The following is a 22,435-nucleotide window of genomic DNA, read 5'->3' as shown; positions in this document are numbered from 1 at the left end:
TGCGCCGACGGGCGACAGGCCGTACGGTGGCGCTCGACTGGCCCCAGACCCCGGCCGTCTTCCTTCATGGCGGACGACAGGCGGGGATGAACGTGAGCACAGGCGCTTTCCACACGGCCGCAGGAACGCACGATCACGGCGCGGAGGCCCGCACGGTCTCGGTTCTGCGCCGACGCGTCTCCTCCCCTCCCGACCTCACGTGGGTGGTGCCCGAACCCGGCCTGCACCGGGCTGTGCGCGGGAACGACATCGTCGGCCACGTCGTGGTGGCGGACGGCATCTTCATCGCCTTCGATTCGCGGGCCCGGCCGATCGGGCGCTTCGACAGCCTCCGTGCTGCACAGCGCTCCGCGACGGCCGGCACGGCATCTCCGCAGAGTTTCCCGCCACCGCGGGTGCTTCCCGCCATCGCGACCCTGGCGCGGCGCCTGGGGATCTACGCCCGCACGTCCGGCGACCAGTAGAGGTCGCCGACCGTCCCCTCGAGCGCGCAGGCACTCGGCGCCATGTCGTGCGGTCGGCGCGCGCCCCGGTCTGGGGTGGGTTTGTTCGCCGCCTCTTCACCTGCCGTTCGAACCGGTGGCGCGGCGGCAGTCCTAACGTGTCTGCGGGACTCTCGCCGGTCCGATCAGTCGACGAACGGAGGCGCGTCTGTGGACGTGATGGTCTTGGTCCTGCTGGTCGTCGCGACGTCGATCTTCTTCGACTTCACGAACGGCTTCCACGACACGGCGAATGCGATGGCGACGTCGGTCGCCACCGGCGCACTGCGACCCAAAGTGGCTGTGCTCATCTCGGCGGTCCTCAACCTGGTCGGCGCCTTCCTGTCGACGGCCGTCGCCAAGACGGTGTCGTCGGGGATCCTGACCGAGGACGACGCCGGACTTCCGGGAATCACCGTCACCATGATCTTCGCCGGACTGGTGGGCGCGGTGCTGTGGAATCTCGGCACGTGGTGGCTGGGCCTGCCGTCGAGCTCGACGCACGCGCTGTTCGGGGGCCTCATCGGTGCGGCGGTCATCGGCGCCGGGTTCGACGCCGTCAACTGGGCGGGCGTCCTGTCGAAGATCGTCCTGCCGGCGCTCCTCTCGCCGTTCATCGCGGGCACGATCGCGCTGGTGGCGACGTACCTCGTCTACAAGATCACCCGGATGGCGACCGCCGCCGGATCGACCTCGGCATTCCGGCACGGGCAGACGGTATCGGCATCCCTCGTCTCTCTCGCCCATGGCACGAACGACGCGCAGAAGACGATGGGCGTCATCACGCTGACCCTCATCGTGGCGGGCTACCAGGAGACGGGCACCGGTCCGCAGGTGTGGGTCATCATCGTCTCGGGTCTGGCGATCGCGCTGGGCACCTATCTGGGCGGGTGGCGCATCATGCGCACCGTGGGCAAGCGCATCACCGACATCAAGGCGCCGCAGGGGTTCGCGGCCGAGACGAGTGCCGCGGCAACGATCCTGACCTCCTCGACGCTCGGCTTCCCGCTGTCGACGACACAGGTGACGTCCGGCGCGGTCATCGGCGCCGGCGTGGGCAAGCATCTCGCCAAGGTGCGGTGGGGCACGGTCGGGCGCATCGCGACGGCGTGGCTGTTCACGATGCCGGCCGCCGCCCTCGTCGGCGGGCTCGCCGCCTGGATTGGAGGCTCGAGCACCTTCGGACTGGTCGCCGTCGCCGTCGTCGGCGTCGGGATCGGACTCGGGTTCTTCCTCCTCGCCCGCCGCACGCCCGTCACGCACGAGAACGTGAACGAGGCCGGCGACCCTGCGGAACCCGGCGACTCCCCGACCGCATCCATGGAAAAGGCACGGTGACCGCGATGATCGCACCTCTCGCAGCAGCAGCCGAGACCCCGTGGCTCGGAGTCGACTGGGGGTCGATCGGCCTGGTCTTCGTCGTGAGCCTCGTCGCGACCGTGGTCGTGGCCGGCTCGTACGCGTTCGGCACGAGGTTGCTCGCGGTCGGCGCGCCCGACATCGAAGTGCCGGAGGGGAGCGAGGTCGACGGCCCGGAGGCGATCGTCCGTCCCCGGACCCGACCGCGCCCCGCGTCGGCGACCGCCGCGGCCTCCCTCTTCTTCGCCGTCGGAGTGGCTGCGACGATCTACGGGATCTACCTCGTCATCCCGATCTTCCATCAGTAGCCCGGAGCGGTGGTCGAGCGGGTCTGCCCGCACCCGCAGACCGCGGGTGCATCTCCGCCCCCGACCGGTCGCCACCCCCGACTAGGGTCGGGGCATGACCTCAGTCCTGGTGCTCGTCGACATCCAGCGCGACTACTTCCCCGGAGGGAACCTGCCGCTCGTCGCCCCCGACGACGCCGCCGACCGCGCCGCCTCCCTGCTCGAGCATTTCCGCGCGAGCGGACTCCCGGTGATCCACGTCCGGCACGAGGGGGAACCGGATGCCGGATTCCTGGTCGCCCGGACGGCGGGGGCGGAATTCGACGACCGTGTGGCACCGCGACCGAGCGAGCCCGTCGTCGTGAAGAAGAATCCGAATGCGTTTCTCGACACGCCTCTGCAGGAGGAGCTCGACCGATACGAGGAGGCGCAGCTCGTCGTCGCCGGGATGATGACGAGCATGTGCGTCGACGCCACCGTGCGCGCAGCATCCGATCTCGGCTTCCCGGTCACCGTCGCCGCCGACGCGTGCGCGGCTCCCGATCTCGCATACGGCGGCACAACCGTGCCGGGCGCCATGGTGCACGCCGCGTTCATCGCCGCCCTCGGCAGCGCGTACGCGCGCGTGCAGACGGTCGAGGAGATCACCGCCTCGACGGCATGATCTGCAGGAATTCCGTTTGGCTATTGACTATAGCTAAAGAGAGATGCAGACTAGCCACATGACCTCCTCAAGCCCCTCCTCCGCCCTCCCGACCCGCTACCTCTCGCGTCCGCAGGGTCGCGTCGCCTACGACCTGCAGGGCGACGGACCTCTGGTCGTGCTCGTGCCCGGCATGGGCGACCTGCGCTCGTCCTACCGCTACCTCGCGCCCGCGCTCGTCGCAGCCGGGTACTCGGTCGCGACGATGGACCTGCGGGGCCACGGAGACAGCGACACCGGGTTCACGTCCTACGGCGATGTCGCGACCGCCGGCGACGTGGCGGCGCTGATCGACGAGCTGGGCGGAACGGCCGTGATCGGCGGGAACTCCCTCGCCGCCGGTGCCGCGGTCATCGTCGCCGCCGACCACCCCGAGCAGGTCGACGGCCTGGTGCTGATGGGCGCGTTCGTGCGCAACCCGCCGGCGAGCACCTTCACGCGCCTGATGTTCCGCGCGATGATGTCGCCGCTGTGGATCGCTCCCGTGTGGAAGGGGTACATGCCCACCCTCTATGCCGGCCGCAAGCCCGACGACTTCGAGGAGTACCGGACCGCGGTCGTGTCGAGCCTGAAGCGCAAGCCGTACGGAAAAGCGTTCTCGCAGACGACCCGGCAGACCGACCACGCCCCGGCCGAGGCCAAGCTCCACGCCGTGACCGCCCCGGCGATCGTCATCATGGGCGATCGCGACCCCGATTTCAAGGATCCGGCCGCCGAGGGCCGCTTCATCGGCGATGCGCTCAAGGCCGAGGTGGTGATGGTGGCCGACGCGGGCCACTACCCGCAGGCGCAGCAACCCGAGGTGACCGCGACCGCCGTGCTCTCGTTCCTCGACGCCCTGCCTCGCACCCGCGGCGCACGGTGAGCGGGGCCGGCCCGGCGGAGTGACGGGTTGTGGGTAGGTGGAACTCCTCACATCCGAGCACTGCGGGGCCTTGCGACGGCCTCTTCCGGGAGGCGGGGACGGTCTTCGAGGAGTTGTGCCCGCGAACACCCCCGCCGACGGCCGGGTGATGACGATGTCGGCGGCCCGTCCTATGGTCTGAGGCACACGGAGACGGAGGACGACATGGCCGGCATGACACGGACCTACCCGCAGGGCGTTCCCTGCTGGGTCGACCTGAACCAGTCTGACCTCGACGGAGCGATGCGGTTCTACGGCGGCCTCTTCGGTTGGTCTTTCAGCAACGCGATGCCGCCGGATGCTCCCGGTGCCTACATGATCGCCACACTCGACGGGCAGGATGCGGCGGCCCTGGCTCCGGGCGAGGGCGGTGACGGGTGGGTGAGCTACATCGCGTGCGACGACGCCGACCAGACGGCGGCGGCGATAGCCCGCGCGGGCGGCACGATCGTCGACCCTCCCGAGGATGCCGGGCCGGGTGGCCGTGCGGCCACCTGTCTCGATCCTCAGGGAGCGGGATTCCGCCTCTGGCAGGCGCGGCGGCGTCCGGGTGCACAGGCTGTCAACGAACCGGGAGCCTGGAACTTCAGCGACCTGGCCACCCCCGATGCCGAGCAGGCGATGCGCTTCTACCGCGACGTCTTCGGCTGGGTCGTCAGTCCCGAGCTCGGAGCGGGCATGGTCAGACTTCCGGGATACGGCGACTTCCTGGCATCCGGCCCCGATCCGGACATCCATCGGAGGCAGGAGTTCGCGCCGGAGGGATTCGACGACGTCATCGCCGGCCTCTCCCCAGCCGATTCCGAGGCCCGTTGGTGGATCCGATTCGCCGTCGCGGACCGCGATGAATCGGCGGACAGGGCGAGGTCGCTTGGCGGGATGGTGACCTCCGTGACCGACACGGACTGGACGCGCGAGGCCGTCATCGAGGACCCGCAGGGCGCGGCCTTCATCATCAGTCAGCTCGTCGTTCCCGGGTGACTCTCCGGACGCGGGGCGGCGCCGAAACCACAAACGCGCATCGATTCGTCGGATCGTCCAGCCGCTGCCCCGCTTCCTCTATTCACCCGGGCGAGTCGCCGCCGTAGCGTGGCAGAGCCGGGGCGGGATCATCCCGCCGGAACCGACCGTACGACGCAAAGGCGCATCCTTCTGTGATCCACTCTCTGACCGCCCGTCCCGCCCCGATCGCCGAGGACGGGATCGCGTCGCTCACCGGCATGGGTGAGCCCGACGGTCGACCGGGCGCCGTCTCGTTCACCGACCGGTTCGTCACGCGCGGCGGCGCACCCTGGTTCCCCGTGATGGGGGAGTACCACTTCAGCCGCGACGATGCGTCCCGGTGGGAGACCGAGCTGCTCAAGATGAAGGCCGGCGGCGTGACGGTCGTGGCGACCTATCTCATCTGGATCGCCCACGAAGAGCGCCGCGGCGTCTTCCGGTGGGACGGCGACCGCGACGTGCGGCGCTTCCTCGCGCTCGCCGACACCCACGGACTCAAGGTCATGATGCGTCTCGGGCCGTGGGTGCACGGTGAGACTCGCAACGGCGGCCTCCCCGACTGGGTGCAGGCCCTCGACATCCGTCACCGCACGAACGATCCCGCCTACCAGGCTCTGGTTCTGGCCTGGTACGCGGCCATCGCCGGTCAGGTCGGCGATTTCGTGCGCACCGAGACGACGCCGGATGCCGCGATCATCGGGTTCCAGACCGACAACGAGCTCTACGACCAGCCCGAACACCTCGCGTGGCTGCGCACCGCCGCAGAGGGCGTCGGTCTCACCGCCCCCCTGTGGACCGCCACGGGCTGGGGCGGCGCGCAGCTGCCGCCCGATCTGATGCCCATCTATGCCGGCTACTCCGACGGCTTCTGGGCGGAGAGCGACGAGCTCTGGCCCGCGTTCGGCCGGACCCACTTCGAGTTCTCGAGCGTTCGGGACGACCTCACCGTGGGCGCCGACGTCCGCGGCACGGCAGCCGTCGCGCGCACTCAGGACGAGCGCTTCCCCTGGGTCACCTGCGAACTGGGCGGGGGTATGACGGTGGCCTATCACCGTCGCCCGCTGGTCGAACCCGCCGATGTCGCCGCGCTCGCTCTGGTCAAGCTCGGCAGCGGTTCGGCGTGGCAGGGCTACTACATGTACCACGGGGGGACGCACTTCGCGGGAGAGCTCGGCCCGACGCAGGAGTCGCACGCGACCGGCTACCCGAACGATATGCCCATGACCGACTACGACTTCTATGCGCCGATCGGCGCACTCGGCCAGCTGCGAGAGCACTACCACTTGCTGCGGCAGCAGCATCTCTTCGTGGAGCGCTACGCCCGAGAGCTCCTCGAGTCGACGACCGTCATCGCTCCGACCGTGGCGGGCGACCCGCGGTTCTCGTTCCGCGGCGACGAGACCGGCGGCTTCCTCTTCGTGAACAATCATCAGCCTGCGGCGGATCCCCTGCCCGAGCTGCCGGACGTGCAGTTCCGTGCGGAGCTCGCCGAGAGCGAAGTCGTCCTGCCGTCGGCGCCCGTCACGATCCAATCGGGAGCCTCGTTCATCTGGCCGGTGCGACGGCCGCTGGGCGGACTGCAGGCGGTGTCGGCCACCGTTCAACCGATCACCGAGGTTGCAGCATCCGAGGGCCCTCTCGTGCTGGTGAGCTCGACGGCCGGGGTGCCCGTCGAGTTCGTCTTCGAGGGTGTCGCGGTGGCGGACGTCGACGGCGGACGCGTCGTGGCCGCCGACGGCGATCGCATTCTCGTCGCCGTCGACGAGACTCCCGGGGTGCATGCCGTGCTGCGGGTAGAGGACACCACGATCGTCGTGCTCGACCCGCACACGGCGAGCCGCGTCTGGCGAGGGGTTGTCGGCGGAGTCGACACGGTCCTGCTCTGGGAGCAGGGTCTCGTCTTCGACCGGGGCACGCTGCGCCTTCTCGCGACGGACGCCGGGCAGCTCCTGCGGGCGTTTCCGCCGCTTCGGGCGACCGGCGCGGGAGTGGAACGCATCGATGACCGATCGGGTGTACTCGCCGTGTACACCGTCGACGGGCCCACCCCGCAGGCCATCGACCCGGTGATCACGGTGCACCTGAACGGCGCCGTCCCGGCTCCGACTCGACGGGGAGGGTCTGCGGATCGATTCTCGGCGCCCGCCGATGAAAGCTTCGACCGGGCCGCGACCGCCGTCATCACGATCCCCGAGGCGGCGTTCGAGCGTGCGGATGAGATGGCGCTGCTCTCCGTCGAGTGGACGGGTGACGTGGGTCGCGCGTCGGTGGGCGGGCGCAGAACGGTCGACCAGTACTGGTACGGACGCGAGTGGGACCTCGCTCTGACTGCGGGCGATCGGCAGGTGCGGCTGACGGCGCTGCCTTTCGACCCCGCGTCGGGGGTCTTCGTCGACCCGCGGGTGCGTCCCCGCGCGACGGAACCCGTGCTCGGCATCGACCGAGCCCGCATCACGCGCGTCCGCTCCGTCGACGCCGCCCACTGAGACACCCTCGAAGAAGGCGGACAACATATGACGAACGACACCACCCGCGCACCCGCTCGTGGAGCGCATCAGGCTTCCGGGCGTGCGCGCCTCGTGCTGCCCGCTGCGCCCGCACACCTGCAACGACGACTCGATGAGGGGGCGACGATCGCCTGGTCGGAGCCGGTGAGTATCTCGACCTACATGCCCGAACCACCCTCCACGTACCCGATGTTCCTCGATCACCGCGTCTACCAGGGGTCGAGCGGCCGGGTGTATCCGCTGCCGTTCTACGAACGCGTCGCGTCGACACCCGAGTCCCGCCCGTGGCAGGCCATCCACCTCGAGAACCGATTCGTCCGCCTGATGATCCTCCCCGAGCTCGGCGGCCGTATCCACATCGGCTACGACAAGACGACCGGGTACGACTTCTTCTATCGCAACAACGTGATCAAGCCCGCGCTCGTGGGGCTCACCGGCCCGTGGGTGAGCGGGGGCGTGGAGTTCAACTGGCCGCAGCACCACCGACCGGCGACGTTCCTCCCGGTGGAGACGCTCATCGAGGAGTCGCCCGACGGCAGCGTCGTGGTCTGGTGCAGCGATCACGACCCGTTCACGAGGATGCAGGGCACCCACGGCATCCGGCTGCACCCCGATCGCTCGGTCGTGCAGATCGATGTGCGCCTGCACAACCGCACGAGTGACACGCAGACCTTTCTGTGGTGGGCGAATGCCGCCGTCCGCGTGCACGACGACTACCAGTCGTTCTTCCCCGAAGACGTCGGGTACGTCGCCGACCATGCGAGACGAGCCCTCACCCGCTTCCCCTCGGCGGACCGCCCGTACTACGGCGTCGACTACCCTTCGCGTCAGGCCGAGCAGGCCGGTTCGGACCGCATCGACTTCTACCGCAACATCCCGGTGCCGACCTCCTACATGATCGTCGACACCGCGCAGGACTTCTTCGGCGGCTACGATCACGCGGCCGGCGCCGGGGTGGTCCACTGGGCTGACCGGCGGATCGCCCCGGGCAAGAAGCAGTGGACGTGGGGCGATGCCCCGTTCGGGCATGCGTGGGACGCCCATCTCACCGACGACGACGGTCCCTACGTGGAGCTCATGGCCGGCGTGTACACCGACAATCAGCCCGATTTCTCCTGGCTCGCCCCCGGCGAGACGAAGCGCTTCAGCCAGTTCTGGTATCCGGTCGGCGCGATCGGGGTCGTGCATCAGGCGACGCCGGATGCCGCGGTGCACGTCGATCGAGAGGGTCCGGTCGTCGCGCGCTTCGCGGTGACGTCGCCGCGTTCCGGCGCGCGAGGTGTCATCCGAGACGCCGAGGGACTGATGCTCGCCGAGAACAGGATGGATCTGGGGCCGGGTCAGGTCATGGTCGTCTCGTCCGACGCGCCCTGGGCCGCGGGGACGACCGCCGAGCTGCAGGCTGCCGACGGCAGAGTGCTCGTCGCGTGGGAGGCGGTGAATGTCCTGGCCGACGAGCCGTGGACCGCGGACGAGCCGCCCGCCCCCGTCGATATCGAGAGCGTCGACGAGCTCTACCTCACGGGACTTCACCTTCAGCAGTACCGGCATCCCACCCGCTCGCCCCTGCTGTACTGGAACGAGGCGATCGCGCGGGACCCACGCGACGCCCGCGTGCGGCTGGCATTGGCAGATCTCGCCTATCGCTCCGGCGACTACGAGACCGCCCACGCCCACGCGATGATCGCGCTCGAACGGGCCGCGCGCCGGAACGCGAACCTGCGGGACGGCGAGGCCTACTACCTGATGGGGTTGATCGAGGACCGCCGAGGTCGCCCCGACCGGGCGGCGACGGCATGGGCACGTGCGAGGTGGGATGCCGCCTTCTTCGCTCCCGCCGGCCTCGAGCTCGTCCGGCAGGCGGCCAGGGCGGGGAGGGATGCCGCGGCTCTCGCCGACCTCGAAGAGCTCGCGCAGCTCGGCGGGAACGATCGCCGGCGCGCCGTGCTGTTCGTCGTGCTCCTGCGCCGACTCGGCCGCACCGAGGAGGCGGAATGCGCGCTCGACCGCGGCCTCGCGGAGGACCCGCTCAACCCGGTGCTGAGACATCTCCGCGACGGCTCGCTCCCCGAAGACGGGCGCACGAGGAAGGATGTCGCCGTCGAGTTGGGTCAGGCCGGGGAGGTCGAAGCGGCCCTCCGGGTCTTCGACGCCGCGGCGGAGTCCACACCCTCGGGCGCCGGCAACGTGTCTGCGGTCGCGCGCTATCACAAGGCTCTCCTTCTGCAGCGCGCCGGACGAGAAGAGTGCGCCGCAGCCGAGTGTGGCCGCGCCCGGACGGCCGATCTCGAGTGGGCGTTCCCGGCCGGACTCGACGACCACGACGCCCTCGTCGCCGCCGTCACCACCGGGGACGACGTCGTCGCGGGCGGGCTGCTCGGGGGTCTGCTCTACGACGCGGGTCGCCGGGCGGAGGCACTCGCTGCCTGGCGGGCCTCCATCGAGGCGGGCAGCACCGACCCCGTGGTCCTCCGCAACGCCGGTCTGGCATCGTTCAACATCGCCCACGACGACCATGCCGCGGTGGAGCTCTACGAGCGGGCGCTCGAGCTCCGCCCGACGGACCCGCGGCTCCTCTTCGAGCGTGATCAGCTGGCGGCGCGGCTGGGCGAGAGCGCTGCGCGCCGGGTCGCGCGACTCGAGGCGCGACGGTCGCTGGTGCTGAAGCGGGACGACCTGGTGGTCGAGTTCGCCGACCTCCTGGTGTCGGTCGGTCGCCCCGCCCACGCGCTGGCTCTGCTCGAGAGCCGCCCGTTCCAACCGTGGGAGGGGGGTGAGGGTCGGGTCCTCGCCGCGTGGGACCGCGCACGCCTGGCCCTGGGTCTGCCGCTCGGCGACCCTCCGCGCTCGCTGGGCGAGGCCCGTTCGCCGTTCACGGCACCGGTTGCCCGCCACGACACCGGCGAGGTCGACTACTTCGCCACGAGCCTCCCCGAGCTGCTGCTCTTCTCGCGGGAGGAGGCCGAGCCCGTCACGTCGCCGGCTCGTCCCTCGAGCGCGCGCGGAAGACCGTCGGACTGACGCCGTTGATCGAGCGGAACTGTCGGGAGAAGTAGAAGGGATCGGCGTAGCCGACGGCCTCGCCGATCTCGGTCACCGATCGGTCGGTCGTGATGAGCAGCTCGCGGGCCCGAGCGCTGCGCAGTCGCTTGATGTACTCGACCACCGGGATGCCGGCCGTCGCCTTGAACAGCGCGGAGAAGTGGGAGGCGCTCAGCCCCGCCAGCCGGGCGAGGTCATCGACTGACATGGGGCTCGCCAGATGGGAGCGGAGGTACTGCTGAACGATCTCCATCCGGTCGTCGGTGGGAGCGGGCGCGCGCAGTCGATCGGCCGCCAGCTGCGCGAACAGCCTCCACGCGGCACCCGAGGCCACATAGAGCGCGGCCGTGGTCTCTTCGTCCTCCATCGCGGTCAGCACCTCGTCGATCCCCGCGATGGCCGAATAGGAGTCGCGCAGGCGCACGACCGGGTCATCGTCGCGGACGATCTCGGTCACGAGCTCGTCGACATCGGGGCCGGTCGCGTGCACCCACCAGATCGACCAGGGGTCGTTGCCATCCGCGCGATATCGGTGAGGCCGGCCGGCCGGTATCACCGCCGCCGCTCCTGCCTCGATGCGCACCGGCGGCGTATCCTCCAGCTCGAGCCACCCGGCGCCGCTCGCACAGATGATGACGATCGCCTGCGCCGCGCCGCGCGGCCGGGAACGCCCGTGGGCGGCGGCATGCGGAAAGTATCCGGCATCCGTCACCAGCAGGCGATCGGTGAGCGGGCTCGTCGCGGCGCGTGCGGCCAGCGGAGCCGAGAGCACCCGCAGCCGCTGGCCGAGGAATCCGTCTCTGACGTACACACGGCCACGCTAGAGCATCGGATCATCCAGGCGCACCGACCGCGGGCTCGACCGTCAGAACGACGACAGGTTGGCGCGCAGTCCTCCGGACGCGAATTCGGTGCGGAGGATGCCGCGGCGTCGCAGGATCGGAACGAGGTCGTCGAGCATCCTGTGCAGCGTCACGGGGTGCAGATCGCCGGAGAACAGGAGCCCGTCGTTGTCGGCCTCCTCTCCGAGCTCCTCGATGAGGTCCGCGATCTCGTCGGCGGTGCCCACCGCGCCGCCGGCGCCGTCGCCGATACGGCCGAGGCGGGCTTTCGCGGCGAGGACGTCACGCAGCGATGCGTCCGCGAAACTGTCGTAGCGTCCGCGGAGTCCTTTGATGGTGCCCTGCGACACGTGCTCCCCGAAGACCGCAGGATCGAGGGGTCGATCGAGATCGAGCGCCGTCAGATCGGTCTCCAGGTCGCTGGACCACGCCTCGGCGACCTCGCGCAGGGCGGCGTCGTCGGGGTGGAGCGAGGCGCGCACGAGGCGATCGGCCTCCTCCGCGCTCGCCGTGACGATCGGCTTGAAGACGAAGAGCGTCTTGATGTCTGCGGCGTCGCGACCCTGCAGGGTGGCGGCCGCACGGACCTTCTCGCGGTAGGCGCGGACGCTCGCGACGTCGAGACGGGTCAGCGCGAGCTGGATGCCCGAGTTGCGGGCCGCGAAGTCGATGCCGCGGGGAGACCCGCCCGGGGACGCCACGATCGGATCCCCCGCGGGGAACGGCTCGGCGTTCAACGGACCGTCGAAGGAGTAGTACTGCCCGCGGTGCCGGAGCGCGCCGATGCGGCTGCCGTCGGCGTAGTGCTGGGATACGGGGTCGGCGATGAGCGCGTCATCGCCCCAGCTGTGCCAGAGCTCGCGCAGCGCGTCGATCCACTCCTGGGCACGGTCGTACGCGGCGTCGTGCGGCAGCCTCTGCTGCCCGAAGTGGTGCGCGCTGCCGACGTCGGTGACGAGGTTGACACCCAGCCGGCTGCCGCTCAGATGCTGCAGCGACGCGAATTGCCGCGCGGCGGTGTACGGCAGGAATCCCGCCGGGTTGGCGGTGGGGATCACGCCGAGGTGCTCTGTCGCGGCGAACAGGTACGGAGTGAGCGTCCACGGGTCGTGCTTGGGTCCGCCGTAGGCCTTCCGCACCCGCAGGTCGAGGGTCTCCGGACTGATCCCCAGTGACAGGGCGTCCTCGATCAGCACGAAGTCGAAACCCGCCTGCTCGAGGGTGCGCGCTCCCTCCTGGTAGATGCCGGGCTTCTGCCAGTCGTAATTCCATTCGTAGTAGGGCCGCGCCCACCCGTGCGGGCCGAAACCGCGCGACAGGAACCATCCGAAGTGCTGGAGCCTGCTCATCGGATGCCGGCCCGTTCGAGCAGTTCCGATGCCTCGACGGCCGCGAGCGCGCGGTCGAGGTCGGCGATCAGGTCCTCCGCATCCTCCAGCCCGATCGAGACCCTCAGGAGCCCTTGGCCGATCCCCGCGGCGACGCGCTCCTCCTCGGAACGACCGGCGTGCGTCGTCGAGGCGGGGTGCAGCACGAGCGAGCGCACGTCACCCAGGTGCGTCATCCGGGTGAACAGCTCTACGGTGTCGACGAACGCGCGCGCGGCACCCCGCCCTCCGCGGAGGGTGAAGGAGAACACCGATCCCTGGCCGCGGGGGAGGTACTGCTCGGCCAAGGCCCGGTGCGGACTCGACTCCAGGCCGCTGTAGTCGACCGACGCGACCGCTGGGTGCGCCTCGAGCCACTCCGCGATGCGCCGCGCGGAATCGGAGTGCCGCTGGACGCGGAGCGACAGCGTCTCGATGCCCTGCAGGATGAAGAAGGCGTTGAACGGAGAGGGTGACGGCCCCTGACGCAGGGCGATCACCGATCGCGCATAGGTGAGGAATGCGGCCCGGCCCGCACGCTCGACGAACGTCCGCCCGTCGGCGCCGCGATTCTCCGTCAGATGCGGGTAGCGGGCACCGGTGGTCGACCAGTCGATGCGACCGGCGTCGACGATGACGCCGCCGAGCACCGTGCCGTGACCGGCGAGGAACTTGCTCGCCGAGTGCACCACGACATCGGCGCCGTGCTCGATCGGCCGCAGCAGATACGGCGTCGCCAGCGTGTTGTCGATGATCAGCGGGATCCCGTGGCGGCGTGCGACCGCGGCCACGGCGCGGATGTCGACGACGTCGTTCTTCGGATTCGGGATCGACTCGGCGAAGAGCACGCGTGTCTCGGGACGGATGGCCGCCTCCCACGCCGCCGGATCGTTGGCATCGTCGACGAACGAGGTGGTGATGCCCAGCCGCCCGAAGTTGTCGCGGAAGAGCTCGCGCGATCCCTCGTAGATGCTGTTCGCCGACACGAGGTGGTCCCCGGCTCCGGCGAGGGCGAGGATCGCCGTCGACACGGCGGCCTGCCCGCTGCCGACGAGAAGCGCCCCCGCGGCCCCTTCGAGGTCGGCGATGCGTCGCTCGACCGCGGCGTTCGTCGGGTTGCCGACCCTCGTGTAGCTGTATCCGTCGCCGGACGGGGAGAACCGCTCGTTCGCCTGCTCGAAGTCGTCGAACACGAACCCGGCCGTCAGGTAGATCGGCGTCGCCCGGGGCCGGTGCGAATCGTCCCGCTCCGCTCCGGCATGGATCTGCCGGGTGGCGAAGCCGAGGTCCTGCGGCGACGTCACCGGAGCGCTCCGGCGTCGACGTCGACGTCGACCGACGGTGAAGGCGCAGCGGCGGTGCTCGGCGGCGAGGCCTGCACCTGAGCGAGGTGCTGCGCGTGCCAGATCTCGATCGGCGGAATGGAGCGGCGGGAAACCATGGAGGGAGACTATGGTGAGCGCGCCGTCCGGCGCGGGTCGTCTGTTACGCGCCGAAACATGAGCGGGATGAGGTTCGCGTCCCGGGGGGCGCGGATGACGTCAAGCCCCCTGTCGCCACGGCCTGGTGTGTGAGATCGTTGGACTATCAGTCACCTGTCGGGAGCGGACTGCAGCGGTTGCTCCTCGCGCGTGGACGGCTCACCTTCGAGCCGTTGCCCCCAGACCTCGGAGCCCTCTGATCCCCACATCGAGAGGTCTGTCATGGGCAAGTTCATCTACGACTCCACGATCAAGGTCGATTTCGACGATCGCCTCCTCGCACACCTTCAGCTCGTCATCGGAGCGAAGCTCCGTCGCGGCGAATCGTTCCACTTCACGTGGCGCGACGAAGCGAGCGTCGGCAGCGGACGCACGATGGTCTGGGTGCACCCCACCGTCTCGTTGGCGTACAAGTTCTACGGCAGCAGGCAGCCGCAGGTCAATCGGGCATGGGTCGAGGCCCTGATGTACACCGCGAACGCCCCGACCGGTCTCTACGCCGTGTCGGAGCCGCCGGAGGGGGCGCTGACGATCGCCGACGCGCTGAACCTCAAGCTCTCTCACGAGATGCAGTGAGGCCGGGCGTCAGAGGGCGAGTCGCCCCGCGATGATCTCTGCGGCGACGGTGCTGAGAGCGGTCTGCGACGACCGGGCGTGCGCGCGGATGAGGCGGAACGCGTCGTCCATGTCGACGTCTTTGCTCTGCGAGACGTAGCCCTTCGCCTGCTCGATCAGGACGCGACTGTCGAGCGCCCGCTGCAGTTGACCCTGGGCGATCATCGACTCCTCGACCAGACGCTGCTGCAGGATGCTGATCGTGGCGATGTCGGTCAGGGTCTTCGCCGCCGCGGCGTCGTTCGCGTTGAGCGCTCCGACGCGGTCGCCGAAGAGGTTGAGTGAGCCGATCACGGTGTCGCGGAGGCGCATCGGGATGGCGTGCAGTGACGCGAAGCCGGAACGGCGGGCGTCGGCGGCGAACTCGGGCCAGCGGTCCGCGACATTGCGGAGATCCTCCACCGACACCACTCGGCCGGTGGTGACGGCTTCGACGCAGGGTCCCTGCCCCGCCCGCAGCTGCATGAGACCGACGAACTCGCTGCGTTCGCTGGTCGAGACCAGCACCTCCAGATCGCCTGACGGCCCGACGATGAGGATGCCGGCGGCGCTCGACGCGAAGATCTTCGCGGACTCGTCGACCAGCAGCTGGAGAAGCTCGACGACGTCGAAATCGTCGACGAGCGAGTCGGCCAGTGTCGCCACGGTCTGCAGCAGTTGGTCTTCTCTTGTGCTCATAGTTGAGTGTATGCCGCTCTGTTCAGGGGACGAAGGTGAGTCGCCGGGCGACGACGTCGGCTGCGATGTCCCGCACGGAGCGACCCGAGGAGAACGCCCGCCCGCGCAGCACGAGGAGGCCCTCATCCACGCCGACACCGAGCTGGGCGGCGACCATTCCCGTCGCCTGATGCACTTCGCGGCGAGAGTGGGGGCCATCGGCTATTCCTTCGTCCGCGGTGTCGAGATCATCGAGCGCACGCCGCAGGATATGTCGCGACGCGATCGCCGCGAGCACCGTGACGTCCTCGATGTCGACGAGGGAGAGCTGCCGATGAGGCAGCGAGTAGAGGTCGACCGACCCGACCCCCAGGTCTCCCACGAAGAGCGGGAACGCGTAGACGGCGCCGACGTCGAGTGCGCGGAACGCCTCGCGCGCGCCGGGCCACCCGTCGCCGCCTGTGCGCCGGATGTCGGATTCGAGGACGGGCCGGCGTGTGCGCAGCGCATCCCAGCACGGTCCTTCGCCGAGATCGATCTGGATCTCGTCGATGCGCGCCGCCACCGGATCGCTCGCGCAGACCACCTGGCTCCCGAGCGGTCGACCGAGCGTGGAGATGGACGCGCCCGACACGCCGACGGCCCGGACGAAGGGACCGCACAGGTCGCCGTCGGATCCGGCGGTCGTGAGACCCCTCAGGGCCTGGGCGAAGTCGTCTCGATCATCGCCCGGTAATGACGCAGCCATGTACTCTCGCCTCGCCTCTGTCAGATGACGAGTCGCGTGGGTGATGGTGCCGTCGATCCGAGGCTACACGGGGGATGACGTTTTCCCGGGAGGGGGCCGTCGCACGTGAAGCCGGACGGCGCTCCATCAGATCGCCCGTCTCTGAGCCACGAGCGGGCAGTCGAAGGGATCGCGCTCGCCGAGGCCGACACGGTTGATGTAGCGCAGCACGATGCCGTACGACTGCATCAGTCCGGTCTCGGTGTACGGGATATCGAGCCGCTTGCAGTAGGCGCGCACGATGGGCGCCGCGTGCCGGAGATGCGGGCGCGGCATGGAAGGGAACAGGTGGTGCTCGATCTGGTAGTTGAGGCCTCCCATGAGGGTGTCGACGACAGGTCCTCCCCGGATGTTGCGACTCATCAGCGTCTGCCGCCTGAGGAAGTCGAGTTTGAGCGTCGCCGGAACCATCGGCATGCCCTTGTGGTTCGGCGCGAACGACGCGCCCATGTAGAACCCGAAGAGGCCGAGCTGCACGGCGAGGAACGCCACGGCGAGGCCGGGCGAGAGCACGATGAACACCAGGGCGATGAATCCGCCGAGCCGGAGAGTGATGAACACGATCTCGACCCACCGTCGGTCCACGTGGTCACGGTGCAGGACGCGGGCGATGCCGGACGCGTGGAGGGATACTCCCTCGAGCAGGAGGATCGGGAAGAAGAACGTTCCCTGATGGCTGACGAGCCACCTCGTCACGGGATTGCGGCGGCGCGCGGCCTGCTCCGGGGTGAAGGAGATCACCGGGAGCTCGATGTCGGGGTCCGCCCCCTGCTTGTTCGGGTTGGCGTGGTGGCGGGTGTGCTTGTGTCGCCACCATCCGTAGCTCATGCCGATGAAGAGGTCGGCGATGATGAGGCTCGTCCAATCGTTCCACGTGCCCGACGCGAAGATCTGCCGATGGGCGGCGTCGTGGCCGAGGAACGCGATCTGCGTGAACAGCACCGCGAACCCTGCGGCGACGAGCAGTTGCCACCAGCTCTCGCCGACCCAGATGAACAGGACGATCGCAGCGGCCAGCACGATCGGCGTCAGCGCGAGCTTCGTCCAGTAGTAGCCGTATCGGCGGCGCATGAGCCCCATTGCCTGGATCCGCGCGGACAGCTCGGTGAAGTCGCTGGGGCCGGTCGATCGCACTCGTGTGGCGACCCGGGTCGGTGTGGTCATGGTGGCTCCGGTCCTGCGCTCTCGCGCATCGACGACGATGGAGTCGACCGAGGTCTGGGGCAACTGGGCTGAACCTACGTCCGTTCGCTGCTCGGGTGGTTGAGGGTTGACAACAGGGGTGTGCGCTGATCGCGCCTGCGAGGGGTACGGTTGCGCAGTGAACGAGATGCAGAGCGGGCCGGGTGCGCGGTGGATGCGACGCTGATGATCCGCGAAAGCGTCGTGCGGGTCGGCGGTCTCTCCTTCCGGGTGAGGTCGTCCGACGGCCCCGAGGGGACGAGCAGGACGTTCGTGCTGATCCACGGCATCGGTGCTTCGCACCGCTACCTCAGCCGCCTCCACGAACGACTCGCGGCGACGGGCTCGGTGCACTCGATCGACCTGCCGGGATTCGCCGGACTGCCCAAACCCGACCACGCTCCCGACATCGCCGAGACGGCGACCGCGCTCGGTGACGTGCTGACGCGGCTGGGCGTGGAGCGGGCCGTGCTGGTCGGGCACTCCATGGGCGCGCAGTGGGTCGTGGAGCTGGGCGCGCAGCGGCCGGAGCTGATCGCGGCGGTCGTGGTCATCGGCCCCGTCACAGACAGCGAGCATCGCTCAGCGCCGGCGCAGGCCGTGGCCCTGACCGCCGACGTCCTCGGCGAGACACCGGGTGCGAACGCCATCGTGTTCACCGACTACCTCCGGTGCGGCCCGCGCTGGTACGCGCGGCACCTCCCGTTCATGATCGGGTACCCGATCGAGGAACGCGTCGCCGCCCTCACGGCGCCGCTCCTGGTGATCCGCGGTGGCAACGACCCCGTCGCCGGCATCCGGTGGTGTCGGCGCTTGCGCGACAGTGCGGCCGAGGGCTTCGTCGCGGTCGTCCCCGGGCACCGCCACGTCGTGCAGCACACCGCGCCCGGTGCGGTCGCCTCCGCGATCATCGCCCACCTCCGCCCCTGACGACGGGCGGGCGACGACCGTGGTCGCCGCCCGCCCGTCGTTCCCGCGTTCGGGCTACATCCGGCCGAACGTCGCGTCGATGTCGGCCATCTCCATCGCGGCCGTGGCCTCGATGAGCGCCATGAGGTCTTCGTCCGCACCGGGCGCGAACTCCTCGAACCGCTCGGGCGAGATCGTCAGGGGAGCACCTTCCGGCGCCTGCTGGCTCGCGTCGAGGGTGGTGCCGTCCTTCGACGGCGACATCCCCTGGAAGATCTTGCCGGCCTCGGACTGGTCTCCGAGGTCGAACGAGTACTGCTTGCTCTGCAGGCCGAGGTCGAGCAGCCGCTTGACCTCGGGGAAGCTCTCGGCATTGGTCTTCGGGATCGGCAGCGTCTTGTTCCACTGCACGCCGAGCGTCTCGAGCGCCTGGGCGTAGGCGTTCTCGTGCGCCTGGTCGCGCACGATGAGGTAGGCGATCGTCGACCGCGCCGTCTTGTTGTCGGTCATCTCGTAGAGACGGCACTTCTGCAGGCGGCCGGTCGATTCGAGCATCAGGTTGTACAGCAGGTCGAGCACGAGGTTGCCCGAGTTGTACACGTAGCTGCCGAGCCACGGGTTGCCCGCCGCGTCCACGGGCATGGCGCCCTGCGCCCCCACGAGGTAGTGGTGGATGTTGCCGTGGTCCAGAGCGATGTTCAGCGGCGTGGCTCCACCTGCTCCGGGCTTGTCGAGCGGGTCGGTGAGCTTGCCGTGATACTCCGGAGCGCCGTCCAGCAGGCGTGAGATCGTCGTCCCGATCAGCTCGACGTGGCTGATCTCCTCGGTGCCGATGCCCTGGATGAGGTCGCGGTAGGGCTTGGCAGCGGGCCCGCGGAAGTTCATGCTCTGGAAGAGGTACTGCATCATCGTGCGCATCTCGCCGAACTGGCCGCCCAGGCCCTCCTGAAGGGCGTTCGCCGCCGCCGGATCCGGCTCGTCCTGCTCGATCTCGTTGATCAGCTGCTGCAAGTGGAAATACATCAGGGCCTCCTTGGCACGGGTTGTGTGCGCTCATCGTGCGTCGGAACCGGCCCGAAACCCGCGGGCCTGGACAACGCATGACCGAGTGCGTACGATCGCGCGCGCCCCGCAGCATCCGTCCCTATTTGATGCCGCTGCGCGCGAACCCGGCGATGAAGTACTTCTGGAAGAACAGGAAGACGATGGCGATCGGCACGACGTTGATGAGCGCGAAGGCCATCGTGGCGCCGTAGTCGCTGTTCGCCTGCCCCTGCAGGAAGAGCAGGCCGATCGGCAGCGTGAACAGCTGATTCTCCTTGAGAGCGATGAGAGGCCAGGCGAAGTCGTTCCACGACTGCAGCAGGCCCATGAAGACCAGCACGGCGATGAGGGATTTCGACATCGGCAGCACGATGCGCAGGAAGATCTGGAAGTGGCTCGCGCCGTCGAGGCGCGCCGCCTCGATCAGTTCGCGCGGGATGCCGAGGATGAACTGTCGGGCGAGGAACAGGCCGAAAGCGGATGCTGCGCTCGGAAGGATCACGCCCCAGTAGGTGCCGTACAGCCCGAGGCCGGTGATGAGGCGGAACAGCGAGACCATGATCACCTGGACGGGCAGCACGAGGGTTGCCAGCGCCACGAAGAACAGCGCCGTCGACCCGGGGAAGCGCAACTGGGCGAACGCATACCCGGCCAGCAGGCTGGTGGCCACCGACAGCGCGGTCACCACGACGGCGATCGCCACGGAGTTGCCGAACCACGTCGCGACCGGGAACGACCCGAACACGCGCTCGAAGTTCTCGAGGGTGAGTTCGCGCGGCCACAGCCGGAAATCACCGCCGCTGAGCAGCTCCGATCGGGTGGAGAAGGCGACGGCCAGCATCCAGTAGAGCGGCGAGATCGTGAGCAGCCCGATGACCAGCACGATGACCGTGCGCACGACCGTCGCCCACCGCGAGGACCGCTGTTGGGCCGACCTCGGTCTTCGCGCGCTCGGCGACGACCCCTCGGGTGCGAGCGGGTCCGCTGCCGTCCTGTCCACTTCTGCGGTGCTCATTCGACGAGATCCCTTGTTCGGCTGGCGCGCCATTGACCGGCGGCGAACAGCAGCGCGAAGACGAACAGCACCATGCCGATGGCCGCCGCGTAGCCCTGGTCACGCGTGACGAATCCGGTGTCGTACGCGTAGGTCACGAGGACCGATGTCGCGCCACCGGGCCCACCGCCGGTCAGGACGAAGACGATGTCGAACACCTGGAACGAGTAGATGACGTTCAGCACGACGAGGAAGAACGTGGTGGGTCCGAGGAGAGGCACCGTCACGTGGCGGAATCGCTGCACGACATTCGCGCCGTCGAGGCGCGCGGCCTCGTAGAGATCCGCCCCGAGGCCCTGCAGGCCGGCCAGGTAGATCAGCATGTTGAAGCCCGTGCGCCACCAGACCGTCGCGATGACGATCGACGCGAACGCCGGTGCCGGCTGAGACTGCCAGTCGATGTACGGAAGGCCGAAGAGCTGCGCGAGCTTGTTCAGCACCCCCGAGTTCTGGTCGAAGATCAGAATGCCGATGAGAGCCGTGGCGACGCCCGACACCGCCATCGGCAGGATGAGCAGCGACCGCAGCACGGGCCTCGCGGGCAGCGCGGAATTGAGCAGCACGGCCGCGAGCAGACCGAACAGCATCGACAGCGGTGTGACGATCACCGTGAACAGCAGCGTGTTCCCCAGCGAGCGCCAGAACAGCGGATCCGACGCGAGCCGCGCGTAATTGTCGAACCCGGTGAAAGTCCCCTCGCCGAATCCGTCCGTGCTCTGCAGGCTGACGATGAACGCGCCCGCGAGGGGGAGCAGCACGAAGATCAGCAGGAGTGCGTAGTTCGGCGCGATGAACGCGTAGGCGGCGAACGCCTCCTTGCGCGCACCGGCCCGGCGGGCGCCCGCCATCCCTATGCCCCGGTGGCCGCGGCGATGCCGCGCTGCAGCCCGTCGACGGTGGCCGAGGCATCCTGTGCACCGGTGAAGGCGAGATCGAGCTGCTCCTTCAGCACCGGGATGATGGCCGACATCGAGGGAGACGCGACCTGGGCGACGTCCTGCGGCTGCACGGTGCTGGCCTGCGCCGCATAGATCGGCGCGAGCTCGGGACGCACGTCGAACAGCAGATCCGAGTTGAGCAGATCGGCGCGGGTCGGCAGCAGCGACGCGGCTTGGCAGAACGATGACATCTGCGGGGCGTCGGTGAGGAACTCCAGGAACGACGCGGCGAGCTCCGGCTGGGCGGTCTGCGCCGTGGCGACCAGGGCGTTGCCGCCGAAGTCGCCGCCGCCGCGTACGTCACGGGGAGCGAAGGTCGCCGTCCAGTCGAACGACGCGGTGGCGTCGGCGTCGGGAAGCTGGAACGCCCCCGACCACACCATGGCGACCGACTGCGAGAACCAGGACTCGCTGGCGTAGCTCGACGAGGCGATCGTGTTGTTGGCGGGTACGTAGCCCTTCGAGAAGAACGAGCTCGAGAACTCGATGGCCTTGCGCGCGGCATCCGAATCGATCGCCGGAGTCTTCTGATCGGACTCGAGGAACGCGCCGTCGGCCTGGAACAGCAGACTCAACCAGCGCGTGACGCCGTTGCCCTGCCAGTTGTACGCGAACGGATAGCGGTCGGCAGGCAGTGCCGCGCGCAGGCGGTCGCCGATGTCGGCGAGCTCATCCCAGGTCCAGGCGTCTTCGAGCCTCTCGGGCACCTCGGTGATACCGGCGGTGGCGAGCATCTCGCGGTTGACCAGGATCGCCGACGTGTCGGTGTGGTGGGGGAGGCCGAAGACGCCGCCGTTGTTCTGCACCGCCTTCCACGCGGTCGGCGTGAACTGCGCCTCGCGGTCCGACGACAGCAGCGGCTTCAGGTCGAGCAGCTGGCCACGCCCCGCGTAGGCGCCGAACGTGTAGTACGGCACCCGGAAGATGTCGGGCGGGTTCCCCGCCTGCAGCTGGGCGTCGATGTTCGTGAACATCTGCTCGTAGGGCACTGCATTCAGGGTGACCTTCTGACCGGGGTTGGCGGCTTCGAAGGCGGCGATCGCGGACGTGAAGCCCGCGAGCTCGGCGTCGGTGCCCCAGGTCGTGAACGTCAGCGTGCCGGTGCGCGCGGAAGGGGTGCTCTGGGGCACGAAGCCGCATCCGGCCAGGAGGACGGGAAGCGTCAGCGCCCCGGCACCGGCGAGGAACCCGCGTCGGGAAATAGTCATGGCGTCACTCCATCGGTCGTCGAACCAGAACAGAAGTGAACGCCGCGAGTTGCGTCGCCTCCTGC

At 69.2% G+C, this 22,435-nt stretch carries 21 protein-coding genes; 10 read left to right on the top strand and 11 right to left on the bottom strand.

Annotated features, from left to right (window positions below):
- Positions 1-92 precede the first annotated feature (92 nt).
- The 8 genes from ACFM35_RS10825 (at position 93) to ACFM35_RS10790 (ending at position 10,265) form a co-directional block, all read left to right on the top strand.
- Positions 93-464, top strand: coding sequence for a hypothetical protein (locus tag ACFM35_RS10825; protein ID WP_378841864.1), 372 nt, complete (start codon positions 93-95; stop codon positions 462-464).
- A 189-nt stretch (positions 465-653) separates the two neighbouring features.
- Positions 654-1,820 (top strand): inorganic phosphate transporter, encoded by a 1,167-nt coding sequence (locus ACFM35_RS10820; protein WP_378841862.1) that lies wholly within the window; start codon positions 654-656, stop codon positions 1,818-1,820.
- A gap of 5 nt (positions 1,821-1,825) precedes the next feature.
- Positions 1,826-2,149, top strand: a complete 324-nt coding sequence (locus ACFM35_RS10815; protein ID WP_378841860.1) for a hypothetical protein — start codon at positions 1,826-1,828, stop codon at positions 2,147-2,149.
- A gap of 94 nt (positions 2,150-2,243) precedes the next feature.
- A complete protein-coding gene (locus ACFM35_RS10810) occupies positions 2,244-2,792 on the top strand; it encodes a cysteine hydrolase family protein (RefSeq protein WP_378841858.1) in 549 nt (182 codons plus the stop codon).
- A 58-nt stretch (positions 2,793-2,850) separates the two neighbouring features.
- Positions 2,851-3,696, top strand: a complete 846-nt coding sequence (locus ACFM35_RS10805) for an alpha/beta fold hydrolase (protein ID WP_378841856.1) — start codon at positions 2,851-2,853, stop codon at positions 3,694-3,696.
- A 204-nt stretch (positions 3,697-3,900) separates the two neighbouring features.
- The gene (locus ACFM35_RS10800) at positions 3,901-4,716 is read left to right on the top strand and encodes a VOC family protein (RefSeq protein WP_378841854.1); all 816 of its coding nucleotides are present in this window, start codon (positions 3,901-3,903) and stop codon (positions 4,714-4,716) included.
- Positions 4,717-4,889: 173 nt separating this feature from the next.
- The gene (locus ACFM35_RS10795) at positions 4,890-7,223 is read left to right on the top strand and encodes a beta-galactosidase (RefSeq protein WP_378841853.1); all 2,334 of its coding nucleotides are present in this window, start codon (positions 4,890-4,892) and stop codon (positions 7,221-7,223) included.
- A 27-nt stretch (positions 7,224-7,250) separates the two neighbouring features.
- Entirely contained in the window at positions 7,251-10,265 is a 3,015-nt protein-coding gene (locus tag ACFM35_RS10790; protein ID WP_378841851.1) for a DUF5107 domain-containing protein, read from the top strand.
- Here ACFM35_RS10790 and ACFM35_RS10785 read toward each other — a convergent pair.
- The 4 genes from ACFM35_RS10785 to ACFM35_RS10770 are packed head-to-tail and all read right to left on the bottom strand — an operon-like array spanning position 10,216 to position 13,936.
- Positions 10,216-11,097 carry an AraC family transcriptional regulator gene (locus ACFM35_RS10785; protein WP_378841849.1) on the bottom strand — a complete coding sequence of 294 codons (882 nt, stop codon included), beginning with the start codon at positions 11,095-11,097 and terminating at the stop codon, positions 10,216-10,218. The two genes, ACFM35_RS10790 and ACFM35_RS10785, sit on opposite strands and share 50 nt — an antisense overlap.
- 54 nt (positions 11,098-11,151) lie before the next feature.
- The gene (locus ACFM35_RS10780; protein WP_378841847.1) at positions 11,152-12,477 is read right to left on the bottom strand and encodes an LLM class flavin-dependent oxidoreductase; all 1,326 of its coding nucleotides are present in this window, start codon (positions 12,475-12,477) and stop codon (positions 11,152-11,154) included.
- Positions 12,474-13,799 (bottom strand): O-acetylhomoserine aminocarboxypropyltransferase/cysteine synthase family protein, encoded by a 1,326-nt coding sequence (locus tag ACFM35_RS10775; protein WP_378841845.1) that lies wholly within the window; start codon positions 13,797-13,799, stop codon positions 12,474-12,476. Before ACFM35_RS10775 ends, ACFM35_RS10780 begins: the two co-directional genes overlap by 4 nt.
- Positions 13,796-13,936: a hypothetical protein gene (locus ACFM35_RS10770; RefSeq protein ID WP_378841843.1), complete on the bottom strand. Its 141-nt coding sequence runs from the start codon at positions 13,934-13,936 to the stop codon at positions 13,796-13,798. The genes ACFM35_RS10775 and ACFM35_RS10770 overlap by 4 nt, the downstream gene beginning before the upstream one ends.
- 262 nt (positions 13,937-14,198) lie before the next feature.
- Between ACFM35_RS10770 and ACFM35_RS10765 the strand changes: the two genes are divergently transcribed.
- Entirely contained in the window at positions 14,199-14,552 is a 354-nt protein-coding gene (locus ACFM35_RS10765; protein ID WP_378841841.1) for a DUF7882 family protein, read from the top strand.
- 9 nt (positions 14,553-14,561) lie between these two features.
- On the opposite strand, the gene ACFM35_RS10760 is transcribed toward ACFM35_RS10765, so the two are convergent.
- The 3 genes from ACFM35_RS10760 to ACFM35_RS10750 form a co-directional block, all read right to left on the bottom strand.
- A complete protein-coding gene (locus tag ACFM35_RS10760) occupies positions 14,562-15,269 on the bottom strand; it encodes a GAF and ANTAR domain-containing protein (RefSeq protein WP_378841839.1) in 708 nt (235 codons plus the stop codon).
- A 22-nt stretch (positions 15,270-15,291) separates the two neighbouring features.
- Positions 15,292-15,996, bottom strand: a complete 705-nt coding sequence (locus tag ACFM35_RS10755) for a GAF and ANTAR domain-containing protein (protein ID WP_378841837.1) — start codon at positions 15,994-15,996, stop codon at positions 15,292-15,294.
- 126 nt (positions 15,997-16,122) lie between these two features.
- A complete protein-coding gene (locus tag ACFM35_RS10750) occupies positions 16,123-17,199 on the bottom strand; it encodes a fatty acid desaturase family protein (RefSeq protein WP_378841835.1) in 1,077 nt (358 codons plus the stop codon).
- A gap of 204 nt (positions 17,200-17,403) precedes the next feature.
- Here ACFM35_RS10750 and ACFM35_RS10745 point away from each other — a divergent pair, with 204 nt between their 5' ends.
- On the top strand, positions 17,404-18,147 hold the full coding sequence (locus ACFM35_RS10745; protein ID WP_378841833.1) for an alpha/beta fold hydrolase: 744 nt from the start codon (positions 17,404-17,406) through the stop codon (positions 18,145-18,147).
- Positions 18,148-18,201: 54 nt separating this feature from the next.
- Here ACFM35_RS10745 and ACFM35_RS10740 read toward each other — a convergent pair whose 3' ends face one another.
- The 4 genes from ACFM35_RS10740 to ACFM35_RS10725 form a co-directional block, all read right to left on the bottom strand.
- Entirely contained in the window at positions 18,202-19,149 is a 948-nt protein-coding gene (locus ACFM35_RS10740) for a manganese catalase family protein (RefSeq protein ID WP_378841831.1), read from the bottom strand.
- A gap of 121 nt (positions 19,150-19,270) precedes the next feature.
- A complete protein-coding gene (locus tag ACFM35_RS10735) occupies positions 19,271-20,068 on the bottom strand; it encodes a carbohydrate ABC transporter permease (RefSeq protein WP_378841829.1) in 798 nt (265 codons plus the stop codon).
- Positions 20,069-20,181: 113 nt separating this feature from the next.
- Entirely contained in the window at positions 20,182-21,072 is an 891-nt protein-coding gene (locus tag ACFM35_RS10730) for a carbohydrate ABC transporter permease (RefSeq protein ID WP_378841827.1), read from the bottom strand.
- Between the two features lie 2 nt (positions 21,073-21,074).
- Positions 21,075-22,370 (bottom strand): ABC transporter substrate-binding protein, encoded by a 1,296-nt coding sequence (locus ACFM35_RS10725; RefSeq protein WP_378841824.1) that lies wholly within the window; start codon positions 22,368-22,370, stop codon positions 21,075-21,077.
- Positions 22,371-22,435 lie beyond the last annotated feature (65 nt).

This window comes from Microbacterium songi (genome assembly GCF_042747925.1).
In the GTDB taxonomy this organism is placed as follows: domain Bacteria; phylum Actinomycetota; class Actinomycetes; order Actinomycetales; family Microbacteriaceae; genus Microbacterium.
The sequence above is the reverse complement of the archived record's forward strand: the minus strand, read 5'-3'. Positions and strand labels throughout refer to the sequence as shown.

Excerpts from the sequence above, each read along its gene's own strand:
- ACFM35_RS10790 (WP_378841851.1), top strand. The coding sequence starts at position 7,251 with ATGACGAACGACACCACCCGCGCACCCGCTCGTGGAGCGCATCAGGCT.
- ACFM35_RS10750 (WP_378841835.1), bottom strand. The coding sequence starts at position 17,199 with ATGACCACACCGACCCGGGTCGCCACACGAGTGCGATCGACCGGCCCC.
- ACFM35_RS10755 (WP_378841837.1), bottom strand. The coding sequence starts at position 15,996 with ATGGCTGCGTCATTACCGGGCGATGATCGAGACGACTTCGCCCAGGCC.
- ACFM35_RS10745 (WP_378841833.1), top strand. The coding sequence starts at position 17,404 with ATGATCCGCGAAAGCGTCGTGCGGGTCGGCGGTCTCTCCTTCCGGGTG.
- ACFM35_RS10810 (WP_378841858.1), top strand. The coding sequence starts at position 2,244 with ATGACCTCAGTCCTGGTGCTCGTCGACATCCAGCGCGACTACTTCCCC.
- ACFM35_RS10765 (WP_378841841.1), top strand. The coding sequence starts at position 14,199 with ATGGGCAAGTTCATCTACGACTCCACGATCAAGGTCGATTTCGACGAT.
- ACFM35_RS10730 (WP_378841827.1), bottom strand. The coding sequence starts at position 21,072 with ATGGCGGGCGCCCGCCGGGCCGGTGCGCGCAAGGAGGCGTTCGCCGCC.
- ACFM35_RS10760 (WP_378841839.1), bottom strand. The coding sequence starts at position 15,269 with ATGAGCACAAGAGAAGACCAACTGCTGCAGACCGTGGCGACACTGGCC.
- ACFM35_RS10740 (WP_378841831.1), bottom strand. The coding sequence starts at position 19,149 with ATGTATTTCCACTTGCAGCAGCTGATCAACGAGATCGAGCAGGACGAG.
- ACFM35_RS10780 (WP_378841847.1), bottom strand. The coding sequence starts at position 12,477 with ATGAGCAGGCTCCAGCACTTCGGATGGTTCCTGTCGCGCGGTTTCGGC.
- ACFM35_RS10815 (WP_378841860.1), top strand. The coding sequence starts at position 1,826 with ATGATCGCACCTCTCGCAGCAGCAGCCGAGACCCCGTGGCTCGGAGTC.
- ACFM35_RS10725 (WP_378841824.1), bottom strand. The coding sequence starts at position 22,370 with ATGACTATTTCCCGACGCGGGTTCCTCGCCGGTGCCGGGGCGCTGACG.
- ACFM35_RS10800 (WP_378841854.1), top strand. The coding sequence starts at position 3,901 with ATGGCCGGCATGACACGGACCTACCCGCAGGGCGTTCCCTGCTGGGTC.
- ACFM35_RS10770 (WP_378841843.1), bottom strand. The coding sequence starts at position 13,936 with ATGGTTTCCCGCCGCTCCATTCCGCCGATCGAGATCTGGCACGCGCAG.
- ACFM35_RS10805 (WP_378841856.1), top strand. The coding sequence starts at position 2,851 with ATGACCTCCTCAAGCCCCTCCTCCGCCCTCCCGACCCGCTACCTCTCG.